This is a genomic window from Nostoc sp., assembly GCF_036919495.1.
Taxonomy (GTDB): domain Bacteria; phylum Cyanobacteriota; class Cyanobacteriia; order Cyanobacteriales; family Nostocaceae; genus Nostoc.
Genome location: NZ_JBALBZ010000132.1, coordinates 13,105 through 30,014, shown reverse-complemented (window position 1 = coordinate 30,014; position 16,910 = coordinate 13,105). Strand labels below are relative to the sequence as shown.

General features: G+C 40.7%; 13 protein-coding genes and 1 pseudogene. 8 read left to right on the top strand and 6 right to left on the bottom strand.

Going from position 1 to position 16,910, the window contains the following annotated elements; translation table 11 throughout:
• Positions 1 to 152 precede the first annotated feature (152 nt).
• Positions 153 to 680 (bottom strand): gamma carbonic anhydrase family protein, encoded by a 528-nt coding sequence (locus V7K25_RS18260; RefSeq protein WP_335159936.1) that lies wholly within the window; start codon positions 678 to 680, stop codon positions 153 to 155.
• A 242-nt stretch (positions 681 to 922) separates the two neighbouring features.
• Between V7K25_RS18260 and V7K25_RS18255 the strand changes: the two genes are divergently transcribed.
• From V7K25_RS18255 to map, 4 genes are all read left to right on the top strand, one after another.
• Positions 923 to 1,432: a TIGR02652 family protein gene (locus tag V7K25_RS18255; protein WP_442948099.1), complete on the top strand. Its 510-nt coding sequence runs from the start codon at positions 923 to 925 to the stop codon at positions 1,430 to 1,432.
• Positions 1,433 to 1,512: 80 nt separating this feature from the next.
• Complete coding sequence (locus V7K25_RS18250) at positions 1,513 to 1,956, top strand: VOC family protein (protein ID WP_335159934.1); 444 nt, start codon at positions 1,513 to 1,515, stop codon at positions 1,954 to 1,956.
• 140 nt (positions 1,957 to 2,096) lie between these two features.
• Positions 2,097 to 4,913, top strand: coding sequence for a M16 family metallopeptidase (locus tag V7K25_RS18245; protein WP_335159933.1), 2,817 nt, complete (start codon positions 2,097 to 2,099; stop codon positions 4,911 to 4,913).
• A 501-nt stretch (positions 4,914 to 5,414) separates the two neighbouring features.
• A complete protein-coding gene (gene map / locus V7K25_RS18240; RefSeq protein ID WP_335159932.1) occupies positions 5,415 to 6,242 on the top strand; it encodes a type I methionyl aminopeptidase in 828 nt (275 codons plus the stop codon).
• Positions 6,243 to 6,360: 118 nt separating this feature from the next.
• Here the strand turns inward: map and V7K25_RS18235 are convergent, their stop codons facing one another.
• Positions 6,361 to 7,806: a hypothetical protein gene (locus V7K25_RS18235; protein WP_335159931.1), complete on the bottom strand. Its 1,446-nt coding sequence runs from the start codon at positions 7,804 to 7,806 to the stop codon at positions 6,361 to 6,363.
• Between the two features lie 208 nt (positions 7,807 to 8,014).
• Here V7K25_RS18235 and V7K25_RS18230 point away from each other — a divergent pair, with 208 nt between their 5' ends.
• The 3 genes and pseudogenes from V7K25_RS18230 to V7K25_RS18220 all read left to right on the top strand — a co-directional run bounded on the left by V7K25_RS18230 (position 8,015) and on the right by V7K25_RS18220 (position 10,175).
• Positions 8,015 to 9,412, top strand: a complete 1,398-nt coding sequence (locus V7K25_RS18230; protein ID WP_335159930.1) for an amidase — start codon at positions 8,015 to 8,017, stop codon at positions 9,410 to 9,412.
• Between the two features lie 8 nt (positions 9,413 to 9,420).
• Positions 9,421 to 9,676: pseudogene (locus V7K25_RS18225) on the top strand (cyclic nucleotide-binding domain-containing protein); the annotation flags it as partial.
• Between the two features lie 61 nt (positions 9,677 to 9,737).
• Entirely contained in the window at positions 9,738 to 10,175 is a 438-nt protein-coding gene (locus tag V7K25_RS18220) for an acyl-CoA thioesterase (RefSeq protein ID WP_335159929.1), read from the top strand.
• Here the strand turns inward: V7K25_RS18220 and V7K25_RS18215 are convergent.
• The 3 genes from V7K25_RS18215 to menA are packed head-to-tail and all read right to left on the bottom strand — an operon-like array spanning position 10,168 to position 13,539.
• Positions 10,168 to 11,592 carry a 2-succinylbenzoate--CoA ligase gene (locus V7K25_RS18215; protein ID WP_335159928.1) on the bottom strand — a complete coding sequence of 475 codons (1,425 nt, stop codon included), beginning with the start codon at positions 11,590 to 11,592 and terminating at the stop codon, positions 10,168 to 10,170. The genes V7K25_RS18220 and V7K25_RS18215 overlap by 8 nt on opposite strands.
• The gene (locus tag V7K25_RS18210) at positions 11,577 to 12,605 is read right to left on the bottom strand and encodes an o-succinylbenzoate synthase (RefSeq protein WP_335159927.1); all 1,029 of its coding nucleotides are present in this window, start codon (positions 12,603 to 12,605) and stop codon (positions 11,577 to 11,579) included. The genes V7K25_RS18215 and V7K25_RS18210 overlap by 16 nt, the downstream gene beginning before the upstream one ends.
• Positions 12,606 to 12,642: 37 nt before the next feature.
• Entirely contained in the window at positions 12,643 to 13,539 is an 897-nt protein-coding gene (menA, locus tag V7K25_RS18205; protein WP_335159926.1) for a 2-carboxy-1,4-naphthoquinone phytyltransferase, read from the bottom strand.
• 407 nt (positions 13,540 to 13,946) lie between these two features.
• Here menA and V7K25_RS18200 point away from each other — a divergent pair, with 407 nt between their 5' ends.
• On the top strand, positions 13,947 to 15,359 hold the full coding sequence (locus tag V7K25_RS18200; RefSeq protein WP_335159925.1) for an isochorismate synthase: 1,413 nt from the start codon (positions 13,947 to 13,949) through the stop codon (positions 15,357 to 15,359).
• Positions 15,360 to 15,582: 223 nt separating this feature from the next.
• Here the strand turns inward: V7K25_RS18200 and V7K25_RS18195 are convergent, their stop codons facing one another.
• Positions 15,583 to 16,890, bottom strand: a complete 1,308-nt coding sequence (locus tag V7K25_RS18195; RefSeq protein WP_335159924.1) for a glutamate-5-semialdehyde dehydrogenase — start codon at positions 16,888 to 16,890, stop codon at positions 15,583 to 15,585.
• Between the last annotated feature and the right edge of the window lie 20 nt (positions 16,891 to 16,910).

Below are 16,910 nucleotides of genomic sequence, written 5' to 3'. Positions count from 1 at the left end.
CTCTCATTTTTATTTTTAGCTGAAGTGGGCAACTTTTCCAAGTAGATATGTAAAGAATGATTAAATTATTGGGAATTGGGCATTGGGAATTAGTTATTTTTTGCCTGCTTCCCCTGCTCTCTCATCTCCCTCATCCCCCCACTCCCCATTCCCTAAACCTTGCTAAAACCAATATCAGTACCCTTACCAGCATGAACTAAAGCTAATTTTTGGTAACGTTTAGCGTGTTCAATCAGTTCTGCGGCTTCAGCCTCTGTTACTTGGCGTAATATTTTGCCAGGAATACCGACAACTAGGGACAAAGGCGGTATATTTTTAGTTACCACTGCACCAGCACCGATAATGCTACCAGCGCCCACTCTTACCCCGTCCAAAATCACTGCGCCTATGCCAATCAAACTTCCACGCTCAATGTAAGCGGAATGTATCACAGCGCGATGTCCTACAGTGACATGATCTTCTAAAATTGTGGGAAAACCAGGATCGCCATGTAAAATTGCACCATCCTGAATATTTGTGCATTCGCCAATTTCAATGCGTTCCACATCTCCCCTAACCACTGCTCCATACCAAATGCTTACACCTGCTGCTATATTTACCGAACCCATAACAGCAGCGTTGGCTGCGATGAAGGCAGCTTGAGAAAAATCAGGAGATGTCCAGTAAGAAGCGGTAGACACGATAGAATATGAATATGGTACCCAGGAACACTGGAGAAACTCCAACCTTTGAGGCTGGTTGCACAACTAGGATATCACAGCGTCAAGCCTCTACAGTGAGGAAAACACTAGTGAGCATTGTTGCTGCTGCAACTCCGTGTCTGTGCAACAGTGACCAAGTAACCCAAAGTGGTGGAGCCAAAGTGTATAATACAATACACTAGTGCTGGTGAAGACAAAATTATGTTTGTACGCACTTCATGATGAATCCAGGCTTGCAGTACCCGATGTTTGGGCCTGAAATACAGTGTCCCCATTGTCGCCAGACTATTCCGGCGCTGACATTAACAGATACCTATTTGTGTACGCGTCATGGCGCGTTTGAAGCTAATCCTAAAAATGGAGAGTTAATCCATTTGCAATCGGGGCGTCATTGGCGGAGGTGGAATAATGAATGGTATAGACAGCATACTCATCCCGATGGTATTCGCTTTGAAATTCACGAAGCATTAGATAAGCTCTATACCCAAGGCTTTCGAGCAACAAGAGTAATTATTGCTCGACGCTATCAGGAATTAATGAGTGGCTACTTGGAACGCAGCACACCTTGGCGTTCTGGACAACCAGAAGCTAGTGCTACGCGTTTATACGGCTTACCTGTGGAGTTTAGTCCCGACGCCTCAGATGATCCCTGTTGGGAAGTAATTAATTTTGACTTGGAAAAAGAACCTGGCGTCCCTGTACGCTACCCTTATTTCAGGTTGTTTGAGTAATGGTCATTTGTTATTAGTCATTTGTCCTTTGTTAATTCACTAATGACAAATGACTAATGACTAAGGACTAAGGACTAATTATGCACCACGCTTCTATTCGGACTGCCAATATTCATCGAGCGATCGCCTTCTACGAACACTTAGGGTTTACAATCTCAGAACGCTTTACTACAGGCTACACCCTAGCTTGTTGGATGGAAGGATTGGGCGGCAGAATTGAACTGATCCAAATTCCCGAACCAAAACCAGCCCCAGATGCCTTTACTGACGAGCATTATGTGGGGTATTATCATCTATCGTTCGATTTAACTGAAATTACACCAGATTTACCTAGCTGGTTGACAAATTTACAAGAGCGTGTATTGCTAGCATCTGAGAGTCAACCCGAAGAATTACAACCGTTGAAAGTACTTTTAGAACCTACACAACAGCAAATAGGCGATCGCATTTACGAAGTGGCTTTCATCGCCGATACCGATGGCTTACCTCTGGAATTCATTCGGATTCTGGCAAAAATCCCATAATTTAGCTTTTTTATCACCTTTATTGCTAATATATTGTTTTTCTGTATTGTTACTGAGGCTACAGATTTTTTGGACAGATTAAACTTATCGTCACTTTCCAAAATAACTATCTAATTTAATTTACATAATCTGCTAAATACATGTATGGATTTTCCAGATTTTATAAATATCCTTTGCCATTATTATTTTTAAGCTTATGGCTAGTAGCGGTTTTTTTGTTAAGCAATAAACCTGCTCATGGCCAACATGCAGCCATATTTAACAAAGAAAAATATCAATCAACCTTGCTAGTAAAAAGAATAATGCCCTCAACACTGACACAAAATGTCCGTAAGACAGTGCTGGAAAATGGTCTAACTGTCCTGACAAAGGAAGTGCATACTGCGCCAGTAGTGACGGTGCAGGTATGGTACAAGGTTGGCTCACGGAACGAAGAACCGGGCGTGAATGGCATTGCCCATCAGTTGGAACACATGATGTTTAAAGGTACACTAAACCGTCCAATTCAATTTGGCCGTTTGTTTAGTGCTTTAGGTAGTGATTCCAATGCTTTCACCAGCTACGATCAAACTGCATATTACGGTACTGTGGAACGAAACAAGCTAAAAGCGCTCTTAGTGCTGGAAGCAGACAGGATGCAAAATTCCCAGATTGAGCCAGAACAATTGGCGAATGAGAAGCGGGTAGTAATTTCCGAGTTGCAGGGTTACGAAAATAGCCCTGAATATCGCCTCAACCGCGCCGTCATGCAGGCGGTGTTTCCCAATCATGCTTATGGGTTGCCTGTAGGTGGCACAAAAGCTGATGTCGAGAAATTTGAGATTGAGCAGGTAGAAAAATATTACCGCAATTTTTACAGTCCCGATAATGCCGTCTTAGTAATTGTTGGAGATTTTCAAACTGCCAATACCCTGGAAATAGTTAAAGAGGCATTTGGCAAACTACCCAGGAGGCAGGGGGCAGGAGTTATTTCTCCCTCATCCCCCTCATCCCCCTCATCCCCCTCATCCCCCATAATATTGCGAGAACCGGGAGCAGGGCGGCTGTTACAAGTTGTGTATCCGCTACCGGATGCAAATCAACCAGATGTGCCTGCGCTAGATGTGATGGATTACATCTTGACTGAGGGACGGAATTCTAGACTTTATCAGGCATTGGTGGAATCAGGTTTAGCTAGTGAGGTTACAGCCTCCGTTACCAGTTTGCGAGAATCTGGCTGGTATGAGGTGTTAGTGACGGCTGGTTCTAAACAAGATTTGAAAAAAATTGACTCAGCGTTGAGTAGCGCGATCGCTAATGTAGCAGAAAAAGGCGTAACCTCTGAAGAAGTAGAACGAGCCAAAACTCAATTAACAGCAGATGTAATTTTGAGTAACCGTGATATCACTTCTCAAGCAATGCGCTTGGGCACTGATGAGACAACTGTTGGTGATTATCGCTACACAGACCGCTATTTGGCTGCTGTCCGTCTGGTGAAGCCGACGGATATTGTCACTGTAATTAACAAATACCTGAAAAAAGAAGCCAGGACAGTAGGCTTTTTTGAACCAACCCAGAAGCAGATAACAGAAGGTGGTGATAAACCAGACTCAGCCCAAACTACAGAGAATTTCTCTCCTGGCGTACCTGTGCTTCCTTCTGAGGTGATGAAGTATTTACCGCCTGTCGATTTGGCTACAGATGCAATCGCCCAAGTATTACCACAGGAATTCAAATTTACTAATGGACTGCGGTTATTACTGTTACCCGATCATAGTACTCCCACCGTTACCTTGAGCGGTCACATTCAAGCCGGGACGGAATTTGATTCTGAGAATAAAGCTGGACTGGCTGCTTTTGTGGCAGACAATTTGCTAAATGGCACTAAGAGCAAAGATGACTTAACTATTGCCAAACTCTTGGCAGAACGAGGGGCGAGTTTAGACTTTCACTCTTACCGCGAAGGTGTGCATATCGAAGGTGATAGTTTAGCTCTTGATTTGCCGATACTCCTTGAGATATTGGCGGATGTTGTGAAAAATAGTACCTTTCCAGCCAAAGAGTTAGAACTGCATCGCCAACAAACTTTAACTGACTTACAACATGAATTAGATGAGCCATCAGAAGTAGCCCGAAAAATATTTGTTCAGTCCATTTACCCGAAACAACATCCCTTACATACTTTTCCCACTGAGGAGAGTTTACAGCAGATTCAGCGCCAAGATGTGATTGATTTCAAAGCTAAACATTATCGTCCAGATACCATAGTGTTGGCGCTGGTGGGAGATTTTGATCTAGACAAAGTGCGATCGCTGATTAAAAATGAGTTTGGTAACTGGGAAGTTAGCGGGCAAGCACCGACATTAAAATATCCTCCGGTGTTAATGCCACAGAAAATATTCAGTGTCAACCCAGTTTTACCAGGTAAAGCCCAAGCTGTGACATATATGGGTTACACAGGTATTAACCGTTACGATCCTCGGTTTCACGCAGCCTTAGTATTGAACCAGATTTTGGGAGGCGATACCTTATCTAGTAGACTAGGTGCAGAAGTGCGCGATCGCCAAGGTTTGAGCTATGGAATTTATAGCTCCTTCCAAGCCGGGAAGAATGCAGGCACATTTTTGATAGAAATGCAAACTAGTCCTGAAGATAGCAGAAAAGCGATCGCTAGCACCCGCCAAATACTACAGCAAATCCATCAACAAGGCGTTACCGCGCTGGAAGTAGAAGCAGCTAAACGCACCCTCATCAGTAACTACAATGTTTCCCTGGCAAACCCAGAGGAATTGACAGATAGAATTCTGATGAATGAGGTGTATGGACTAGATAAAGGAGAATTGCACTCCTTCACTGACAAAATCCATAAAGTCAGCCTTACCCAAGTTAATCAAGCGGCTCGTGAGTTACTCCACCCAGATCAAATCGTAGTTGTTACTGCTGGGCCATCTGTGTTAGCAGAAAAAAGCATTAGGTAGTAGAATGTCCAAGCTATGAGGGTTTGTAGTAAGAATTTTAGTGCTTAAAAAACAAGAACTAAAGTCCTTACTACGAACTTGCTTACCCATCAATTTAAATTTGACCAGTAGTAGAGATGGGCATTAGACATGGATAATATAAAGAATGGGTAAGTAGTTTTCTCGCTACCTATTAATAGCATTGCCTTTTGAGAACTAGTGATGAAAATTTACAACCATTTTTACAAAATTTTAATTACATCTCTTAATTTACCAGCTTCTATTTTGCTGCAAATTTTACGGCGCAGCTACGTGATATTAACGCTATTCATAAGCCTAAATTTCATCGCTGCTTAGGAGTAGCCGAACGTGTTATTATATACGTTAGCTACGTTAGCGGCTAAACTGGAAGAATCCCTATCAGGGATTAAAATAACTTAAATTATAGATATTATTTCTCAAGTAATCTAGAGAAAGCATTGATACTTCAGCCTTAGAGCCACCAGTAATTATTCATTTCCTATGAACATTTTCAGTAACTTACTTCCTCAAGCAACTCAGCCTGGAACATCGAAAAAGCAACGCCGAGGAATTGAAATTAAATCGCCGCGTGAAATTGAAATCATGCGGCAATCAGCCATAATTGTGGCAACTGTTCTAAAAGAAATTTCCGAGCTAGTAAAGCCAGGAATGACCACGGCTGATTTGGATGCTTATGCAGAAAAACGTATCCGCGAAATGGGTGCAACACCGAGTTTTAAAGGATATCACGGATTTCCAGGTTCTATTTGCTCCAGTATTAACAATGAAGCAGTGCATGGTATTCCTAGTCCTAAGAAAGTGATTCGGGTGGGGGATGTATTAAAAGTAGATACGGGTGCTTATTACCAAGGTTTTCATGGTGATTCTTGCATTTCAATTGCTGTTGGTGAAGTGACGCAAGAAGCTGCTAAATTAATTCGCGTAGCAGAAGAAGCTTTATATAAGGGGATTGAGCAAGTTAAGGCTGGTGTATACCTGCTTGACTTAGCTGGAGCAATTGAAGATCATGTGAAATCTAACGGTTTTAGTATAGTCGAAGAATTCACTGGACACGGTGTCGGGCGTAACTTACACGAAGAACCTTCAGTATTTAACTACCGTACTCGCGAGATGCCAAATGTTAAACTCCGGGCGGGGATGACGCTGGCAATTGAGCCAATTTTAAATGCGGGTTCTAGACACACTCGGACATTATCTGACCGTTGGACAGCAGTCACTGTGGATAATTCTTTGTCGGCTCAGTTTGAGCATACAGTTTTGGTAACAGACACTGGTTATGAGATTTTGACTGACCGTTCTAAGCTGTAATTGTTAGTGTTTGTAGTAAGCACTTCAGTGCTTAGAAAACAAGAACTAAAGTCCTTACTACGAACTTACTTGCCCATCAATAGAAACTTGACACTCATCTGAGCGATAAACGCTATATTTATCTGATCGCCGCATAGTTAGTTTTATAAATAGGAAGCGTTTCTTTAGCTTGTATGTAGACAGACGTATTCTCTGGAATCGCTTCTAATAAATTGATTGCTTGCTCCCATTTATTTTGTGCTTGCTGCCGAATTAGTAGCGAGTAAGGTGAATTTTTTACAAATAAATTAGCTTCTATTGCTAGCTTTTGGGCTGATTCTAAGTTTGCTGAGGCTTGCTTTTCAACTAATACTCTTTGAGTGATAGATTTATAGTTTATTTGATAGTAAGCCAATTTCTTATTTGCTCGATCAGAAACTGATGTTTCATTAGGAATACTATCTAACAAGATTATTGCCTGATGCCATTTGTTTTCTGCTTGTTGCCAAACTTTTAAAGGATGCGGTGGTTTTTGAAGTAAAGAAGCAGCCTCCATACCAAGTTTTTGAGCAGATTTAAACTTTGCGATCGCACTTTCTTCTTGAGCTGAACTTAGACTTTGCTCTTTAATTTTCCAAGCACCAAAACCCAAGATTAGTAAAATTGAGGCTATGAACAAAGCCGAACGTGCTATTTTTTGTGTCGAAAACTTTGGTACTATTTCTAGATGCTGGCTAATAATTGGTTCTTTACTACTTTCCTGTTCAATCTTTTTTAGGGCTTGTTCTGCCTGTTCTCTTAAAGTATCACCCTGAATAATTAAAGCAGCAATTTGTTCTTGTAAATAATCACAATCATTGAGAATATCTGTTAATTCTTTAAATTTACCATCGCTCGATATAATTAATTCGTGGTCATCATCTAACCACTCTAAGGCGAAACCAGATTTTCCGCAGAAAGCAGATACAGCTAATAAAATATTTAATAAACTACGGCTATTTTTAATTGTATTAAAAACATAATTTAACTTCTGTTGCAGTTCTAATAATTCATTTTGATAACTGCTGATTTTTTGAATTTGACGCTCTAAAAGATTAAAGTTTTCAAAAAGTAAGTTGTTTTTTAAATTATCAGCAATAATCTGAAATTTGGTGCGTATGCTTAGATGATTAATATCAGAATTCAATTGATTTACAAACGGAATATCACTGAGAATATCAGTAGCTATTGCCTGCAAAAAATAACCCCATTCAATCCAGCCATCAATTTTTAATTGTAATTCAGTTAATGAAAGTTGAGTTTTTGAGTGGCTAAATTTTCCTGCGATCGCAGGATCTACTAATTCCACACTAGGTAGAAACAAACTAGCCACAGTAACTATTCGAGGAAGTGTAGCGATCGCAGAACCTTTGATATTCTCAAATTTCAATTCCTGAACAATTAATTTCTTAATATTCCGTAGTTGTTCCTGAGCATTATTGATCAGGATAATTTGCTCCATGATTTGATTAGAATCGCCAATAGTCAGTTTTAGGCTCTGAATCAGTGTTGGTAATTCACTAACAAGTATTTCTAGGTTAGCCATAAATACCCCTTGGGGATTTGTTGAAAGTTTATGCGAAACAATTAAAATGGCTTGAGTAAGAACGTAACCACGCCTGTTGCATCTGAGCATCCTAGTTGAGTGGCAAATCTCACGAGCTATAAAACGTATAGTTCCCGCAAATCCTGCTAAAGTAACAACTTAAGTTTAAAAATCCCAGAGAAAGCCAAAACTAGCCATTCACTAACCTATGAATGAAGTTGATTTAGCATTTACCCCAGCGCTTGAGTTGGCGCAATTAATTCGTCGCCGGGAAGTATCACCGCTAGAGTTAGTGGAAATATATTTAGAACGGATTGGGCAGTTAAATCCTCAATTAGGAAGCTATTTTACGGTAACGGCAGAATTAGCGAAGGCAGATGCCAAAGCCAAAACAGAATTATTGACAACTACTTCCGAACTACCGCCGTTTTTTGGTGTGCCGATTTCCATTAAAGACCTCAATGCTGTAGCAGGTGTTACCTGTACTTATGGAAATCCAGCATTACTGAACAATATCCCTAATTATGATGATGGGGTTGTGACGAGGATTAAGAAAGCTGGGTTTACTATTCTCGGTAAAACAGCCACTTCCGAATTAGGTTCGTTTCCATACAGTGAACCTATGGGTTTTCCCCCAGCCAGAAATCCGTGGAATTTAGAATACACCCCTGGCGGTTCCAGTGGTGGGGCGGCGGCGGCGGTAGCAGGGGGATTGTGTGCGATCGCTCAAGGTTCTGATGGCGGTGGCTCAATTCGGGGGCCTGCGGCTTGTTGTGGTTTGGTGGGAATTAAGCCATCCAGGGGCAGGGTGAGTAAAGCACCCGTAGGTGAACGCCTCGCTGGAATTGCCGTCAACGGCCCAATCGCCCGGACTGTGGCTGATGCTGCTGCCCTTTTGGATACTATATCTGGCTATATAACAGGCGATCCTTACTGGTTGCCAGATCCCGAACCATCATTTCTCACCGCCACTCAGACAAAACTTGGTGCTTTGCGAATTGCTTTTGACACTAGTATTTCTCCTTTGGGAGAAGCTGATGCTAACTGTCAGCAAGGTGTCCGCCAAACAGTTGAGTTATTAGAACAACTCGGCCACCACGTTGAACAGAAATCTCCAGATTTTAGTGGTTTAGTTGAACCATTTCAAATCGTCTGGCAAGCTGGGGTAGCTGCATCAGGACTTCCTGTTGAAGCCATGCAGCCAGTGAATCGCTGGTTATTTGCCCGCACAGGTTCTGTCGCTGAGTATTTGCAAGCAGTTTCTCAAATGCAGGTAGTGGCACGGCAAATTGTGGCGTTTTTTGATACCGTGGATGTGCTGGTATTGCCAGTTTATTTACATTCACCTATCCGCGTTGGGGAGTGGGCTTCTCTGAGTCCAGAAGAGACATTCCAAAATATTATTGAGTGGGTTGCCCCTTGTCCCCCTGCGAATGCAACTGGACAACCTGCGATCGCAATTCCTGTAGGTTTTGATAGTAATGGTTTGCCCATGAGTGTGCAGCTAATTGGTAAACCTGCTGCTGAGGCTACACTGATCAGCCTAGCAGCACAATTAGAAGCAGCTAAGCCTTGGATTCATCATCGTCCAGCCTTTGTAATATAGGGCTAATCATGCAGGCATCCCTAGAACAACTTTCACAAATAATTGTGTTTGTAGGTTTAGAAACACCAGAAAAGATAAGTTTGCAACCTCATACTCAGGTGCAACGGTGAGATTATTCTGCATGAGGACGATGTATTACCCGCAAAACTCTATGCTGTTGTTAGTGGAGGAATTCAAGTTAGCAAAATAGCAACAACGGGTAAAGAAACGATTCTCCGTGCCTTAGCTGCTGGGGAAATTTTTGCGGCTCCTGCTTTGTTGGGAAAAATTTGTTTGCACAGACGATAAACCTGCTGTTTTTTTAATATTTAATTAATTCTCAAAAATGCCTTTTACTTATAAACGCACGGTTCGTTTTCAAGATACTGATGCTGCTGGGATAGTTTATTTTGCTAATGTTTTGGGTATTTGCCATGAAGCTTATGAAGAATCTCTAGAAGCATCAAGTATTAATCTCAAAGATTTTTTTACTAATCCATCTGTAGCTTTCCCCATTGTTCATGCTAACGTCGATTTTTTGCGCCCTATGTTTGGCGGGGACAAGTTGCTAATTAGTTTAATTCCTCAAAAAATAGGTGGTGATAAGTTTGAAATTACTTACGAAATTACAGTGGCTGAGGTGGTGGTTGCTAAGGCTATTACTAGGCATGTTTGTATTGATGCAAGTAGTAGAAGTAAGCAGGAATTACCTTATGAGATTATTCAGTGGTTGGAAACGAACCGCCCAGACGCAGAGAGAAGAAAGTCTAGAGAGATTATGTGATGGGGTTTTGCAGGAATTCTCTGGCTATTTGTTGTAATTGTTGGCGGTTAATTTTACCTTGGGAATTGCGAGGTAAGTTCTGCTGGGGAATCCAATATTTTGGAATTTTAAATTTGCTGAGTTTGTCTTTGAGTAGGGTTTGGATTTTTAAGGCAGAGGTATTTGGTTTTTTGGGAATGTAAATTGCTGTTAAGGCTTCTCCCCAATGTTGATCTGGGATGCCGATGACACAAATATCGGCAACCATTTGAGTTGCTTGTATAGCCGATTCAATCTCTGCTGGGTAAATATTTTCTCCACCTGTAATAATTTTGTCGCTGTTACGTCCGACAATATTTAAATGACCTTGCTCGTCTAAAAAGCCTAAATCATCTACTTGGAAATCAGCTTGATTTTCTCTGGTTATAGGATAGTAGCCAAGGGCTAAAGATTGAGCCTGAATGGTGATATTTCCGATTTGATTGGAATTTAAAATCTCGCCTTGCTGATTGCGAATAGTTACTTTTGCATGGGGAAGAATTTGACCACTGCTAATTTTACCATTGAGAAAATCATCTGGTTTGAGGGTAGCAATTTGAGAGGCGGTTTCTGTCATACCATAAGTAGGTGCTAACCGAATGCGATGAAATCTAGCTTTTTCTAGTAGTTCGTTCCATGCTGGCGCACCTCCCAGAAGTACAGTATTAAATTGGGTTAGCCATTCAGTTAATTCTAAGTTTTGTAAGAGTCTTTGTAACTGCGTTGGTACTAAAGATATTAAAAATTCTGATTTTTTAATATTGGATATTTTACCCGTTTCTACTGCTTTGAATGGCAGAATAGCCAGTTTGCCTCCGGTGGTGAAAGAGCGCATAAATTGCATTAAACCGCTAACGTGATAAAGCGGTAATACACAAAAAGAATTGACTTGTTTTAGTTGAAAGTATTCTGTAAATCCTTTTACAGATGCTATCAGGGTTTCCCAAGTATGGATGGCAAATTTAATCTGCCCCGATGAACCACCTGTAGGAATCAGAATGAGTGGGGAGTGGGGAGTAGGGAGTGGAGAGTGGGGGGATGAGGGAGATATGATAGTAATTTCTTTGCAATTCCGATTTCCTATTCCCCATTCCCGATTCTCCATTCCCCAAATAATGTCTGGTTTTACTAAATCAAAAACTTGCTGCCATTCTTGTGTTCCGCAGTCGGGGTTACAAAGAAAAACTGGACAATTAGCTGCACAAGCGGCAATGAAACTTGCTAAAAACCGCACTGGTTCGCGTTCCGCTAAAATGATTTTTGGTGGTATTCTATACGCTGATAATTGTGTTAGTTGTAAATATAATTCTTGAGCTATTTGATTAAATTGACGGCTGTTATAACCGATAAGCCAATCATTTTCAGCCAGGTTATTAAGACAGTCTAAAGGTTGTTCCATAGACTTTGAAGCCACGTTTCTTCTTGTTCAAAAAAATGGTCAATGCCAAAACCAACTGCCCTATTGTTTTGGGATAATTCCGCCGCTAGCCGGAGTGCTGCAAGTCTACCGATCGCAGTTTCAAATACTGATGAAAATACAGTATCAATTTTATGCTGGTGGCAAAAGTTTCTCAGACGAGATGGCGATCCAACTATTCCAGGCTTAATCACAAAAATCCCTCGCCAACCCTGTTGATGACAGGCGGTGAGTTGCCTAAGTGTGGCGACAGATTCATCTAAAGCGATCGCAGTTTGATAACTCAGACTCAATTCCAACATTCCCTGAAATTGTTCAACGGGTAACGGTTGTTCGATAAATTCAATTTCTAAAGATAATTCTGCATTCGCCTTGAGATTGTCGCAAGTCCGCAGCCATAAGTTAGCCTCTTCATAACTGAGTCCAGCGTTAGCATCTAATCGCAGTTTGGTAAAAGCTGGTAAGGTTTGTATCAGCGACTCCAAAATTTCTAGTTCATCAGCGATCGCATACACACCAATTTTCCACTTAAATGTGTGATATCCCTTCTCCCACAACGTTTCCCATTGATTTAAAGCCGCTTCTCCGGCTGGTAATAAAGCACTGAAAAAGAGTGAATTAGAAGTAGAGACGCGATTAATCGCGTCTCTACAGGAATTAAGAGTTATAAAATTATCTCCCTTATCCCCCCCACTCCCCATCTCCCACCCTGACTCAAAGCCAAATTGACAAGCAGGTAACTCATCTGGGATTGAGAAAATTATCTCGTCTGTGATTTCTCTTGGGAGTTGGCGACAAAAATCTAAGGCTTGTTCTAGGGTTTCGGAACCAAACCAGCTAATGGGGGCAATTTCTCCCCAGCCGACTTTACCTGATTCATCGGTAAGCCGGAGGATAATACCTTCACGAATATCCCAAGTACCATGATTGGTAGTCAGTGTTTGCACAAATCTTCGCTGATAAGGACGAAATTCAAATCTGTAGTCATTAGTCATTCTCCCTCTGGCCCAATGCCTAATGTCCAATGCCCAATTAAAGCATAAATCCCAGTCCAAGCAGCAAGCAAGCCCAGAAATGCACGGCTACGGCGATGAATTTACAATTACTAACTTCGTCTGGCTGGTTGTGATTTTCTTGGACATGGCGGCATAATTTGACAGCAAACGGTAAACTTACCCAACTCAATAACGTCCAAGCTGGAGAAATTCCCAATAGCACAAATAGCAAGGTGAGGGGATAAATACTAGCAGTAAACCAAACTAGGAGTTGGGCCCCTTTCGCTGTTCCTAGACGCACAATAGGCGATCGCTTGCCTGCGGCTATGTCATCCTTAACTTGGTGAAAGTGTGAGCAAAACAAAATTAAGGTTGTGGCAATCCCGACAATGACTGAGACTGCTAAACTTGTCATTGACCAAGTTTGGGTTTGGCTGTAGTATGCTGCCTCCACTGCCAAGGGCCCAAAGGCAAAAAAGCAAAGAATCTCGCCTAAACCCTGATATCCTAAGCGAAAGGGAGGCCCTTGGTACATATAGCCTAAACCACAGCATAGTAAAATTATGCCGATAACAGTTAGGTCTTGTTGCCAAAAGGCGATCGCTAGTATGCCCAGCAACCCCAAACCTAAACACAAATTTCCTATCCAAAATATTAATGGCTTATTGTCTGTTAAGTTAACCAGAGAATGGTGCTTATTTTGATCGATACCTGTTTCGGAATCAAAGACATCATTACTGATATTTTCCCAGGCGAGAATTAAGATTGCCGCAGCTACAAAAGTAGAAAATACTGCACCATTAAAATTTTTAGTTTCGGCAAATGCTACTGCTGTTCCTACCCAAATGGGCATAATGGCAACACTGTACATTGGCGGTTTAATTGCTGCCATCCATAACTTAGTGTTGGGATATAAAATTTGCTTAGTTGTCATCAGTCGTGATTAATTAAATTGCCGGAAAATTACTTACACTTGAGATTTTATAATTTAAAGAGACGCGCCGTTACGCGGAAGTCAAAAGTCAAAAGTTAAAAGTCAAAAAACTTATGATTTCGGTTTTTTAACTGTTGGAATGGTAGCTTTTTTAGGTCGTGCTGTACTAGATATTCATGGGCTAAAAAGAACTGCCACTTTGACTGTGGTTCGTTAACCTTGTGTTGTTAACACTCTACTCTCACGTTTCAGCTTGGGCTGAAACTGGCTTGTCAGAGTCTGGGAACACCATAAACAACGCAAATCCTACGCTGGTGAAATGATAACTTAATATGTTACCTGTAGAAATACGACCACGATTAATTACACTTTAGGAAGTTAACTTAAAAAAAATTTACTATAGATCCATGACAGTTTCACCATGTCGTAACAACCTCTTTGTACACAAAGATTTATATCAATTTTTGGTAGCAGTGCAAGAAAAGTGCGTCAAAAGTAATTGCAGGCAAATTGTCAGTATCTCTCAGGAGATCGATTTAGTTGACCCTTTACTTGTATTAGATAAACTAACACAAGCAAATGAAATAAATTTTTACTTTGAGGACAAAGGTAAAGGAGAAGCGATCGCGGCAATTGATGCCGTGGCAAAGTTACAAATTGATGGTGTAGATCGTTTTACTCAAGCTGAACATTTTATCAAATCTTGTCTAAAAAATATAATTAACTTTGGTAACGCTAACCAACCTTTTTCTGGGCCTCACTTTTTTTGTTATTTCAGCTTTTTTGATAAAAATGCCCAATTAGATTATCCATTTCCATCTGCTACCATCTTTCTTCCCCGTTGGCAAGTAGCTGTAAAAAATCAGCGTTGCATATTAGTAACAAATATAATTATCAATGAAAGTGTAAATATTCAAAGGTTATTGGAGAATGTGCAAAATAAAATTCAATTTATCCAATCTTTAGAATATTATTCTGCTAATATTGATTGTTTTCCAGCAAACTTTTACAAGAAATCTGTCACAAATTCTACTGGGTTTAAACGTTCAGTAGTGTCTGTTTTGGAAAAAATTAGGTCTAGTCATTTAAGCAAGATTGTTCTTGCAGATATATTAGATGTAAAATCAAGCAACAACTTTGACTTAGTTAAATCCTTAAATAATCTTAGGCGAATACATCCTAATTGTTATATTTTTTCTACAAGTAATGGCAAAGGACAAAACTTTATTGGTGCAAGTCCAGAAAGATTAATTAGTATTAATAATCAGCAGTTAATCACTGATGCTTTAGCTGGTTCTGCACCACGAGGTAAAACCCCTGCTGAAGATGCAGCTAATGCCAATCGCTTGCTTAATAGTGAAAAAGAAAAGCACGAACATTCACTAGTGCTTGATTTCATTACACAACGCTTATGCCAGCTAGGTTTATTACCCCAAATATTAGCACCACGGCTGCGACAATTATCGAATATTCAGCATTTATGGACGCCAATCAGTGCTACAGTTCCAGCTAATATACATCCATTAAAGATTGTCGCCCAATTGCATCCTACACCAGCCGTTGCTGGTGCAGCACGAGATGTAGCCTGTGCGGAAATTCGGCGTTATGAAAACTTTGAAAGAGGTTTGTATGCTGCGCCTCTGGGTTGGATAGATTCTCAAGGGAACTGCGAGTTTATTGTGGGAATTCGTTCAGCATTAATTGATGGCGATCGCGCAAGATTGTATGCTGGTGCTGGTATAGTTGCAGGTTCTGATCCTGATAAAGAATTTGCAGAGGTGCAACTTAAACTTCAGGCTTTGTTGAAAGCATTAGTTTAATGGTTAATTTATTAGCCACCGATGATTTTGCAACACTCAATCACTAAAACTTGTTTGGCCATATCTTTATTAATAAATCTCGCACTACGCTTCTATCCCGCCTCGGAATGAATTCCGAGTCTCATAGCCCTGAACTTTAGTTCTGGGCGGGATGTCGGTGAGTGTGAGAGTTTAACTGAGTTAAAACCTATGTGGACAGCACTTGTGTGTACTACTATCTACTTTACCCCAAATCCTGATGAGTAAAAGCTTTAGCATTCGCCCCAGTGTAAGTAGCTACAATATGTCCATCGCCAGTCATTTGATATTTGTATGTCACCAATCCTTCTAATCCAACAGGGCCGCGAGGAGGCATTTGTTGTGTACTAATTCCTACTTCTGCACCGAAACCATAGCGGAAACCATCAGCAAATCTAGTAGAACAATTGTGGAATATATTGGCTGAATTTACCAATCCAAAGAAAGTTTCCACTGATGTTGAATCTTCACTAATAATTGCGTCAGTATGACGAGAACCATATTCGTTAATATGCGCGATCGCACCTTCTATAGAGTCTACAATCTTAATAGACAAAATAAAATCGTTGTATTCTGTTTCCCAATCTATTTTTGTTGCAGGTACGATATTAGGCAAAATTTCCAATGTGCGTTTATCACCTCTTAATTCTACATGGCATTCTTGCAAAGCCTCAGCAACTTTTGGTAAAAACTCTCTAGCAATTGATTGGTGAACTAGCAAAGTTTCAATTGCATTACAAACAGCAGGATATTGCGCTTTAGCATCTACTGTAATCGGAACCGCTTTAGAAATATCAGCCGCTTTATCTATATAAAGATGACAAATCCCATCAGCATGACCTAATACAGGAATCCGCGTATTTTCTTGCACAAAGCGCACAAAGGAATTAGAACCTCTGGGAATAATTAAATCTACATATTTATCTAACTTCAAAAGTTCTAGAGTTTCTTCTCTAGTTGTCAATAAGTGTACCGCATCAGGGTTAACAGCAGTTTGAGATAATCCTTGTTTAATTGCCTTAACTATCGCTTCACAAGAACGTACCGCTTCCTTTCCACATTTGAGAATCACACCATTTCCCGATTTAATCGCTAAGGAAACAATTTGAATCGCCGCCTCTGGACGTGCTTCAAAAATAATTCCCAAAACACCTAAAGGACAAGTAATTCGCTTGAGAATTAAACCAGTATCAATTTCCCGGTGAATCTGCACTTTACCAATAGGATCGGCTAGCTTACCAACATCTCGTACCCCTGCGATCGCATCTCTTAATTTATGTTCATCCAACTGCAAGCGTTTATAAAGTGGTTTGGGAATTCCTTCAGCATCAGCAGCTTTACAATCAGCAATATTTGCTTGTAAAATTTCATCTCTAGCTGATTCTAAAGCTTGAGCGATCGCTTCAATCGCCTGATTTTTTGCCTTAGTGGAGAGAATCGCTAGTTTACTTGCAGCTTGGCGGGTTTGCCCTGCGATCGCAATTAGGGGAGAAACAATGTTAACAATAGTCATAGTACAAATCTTTACCTTTT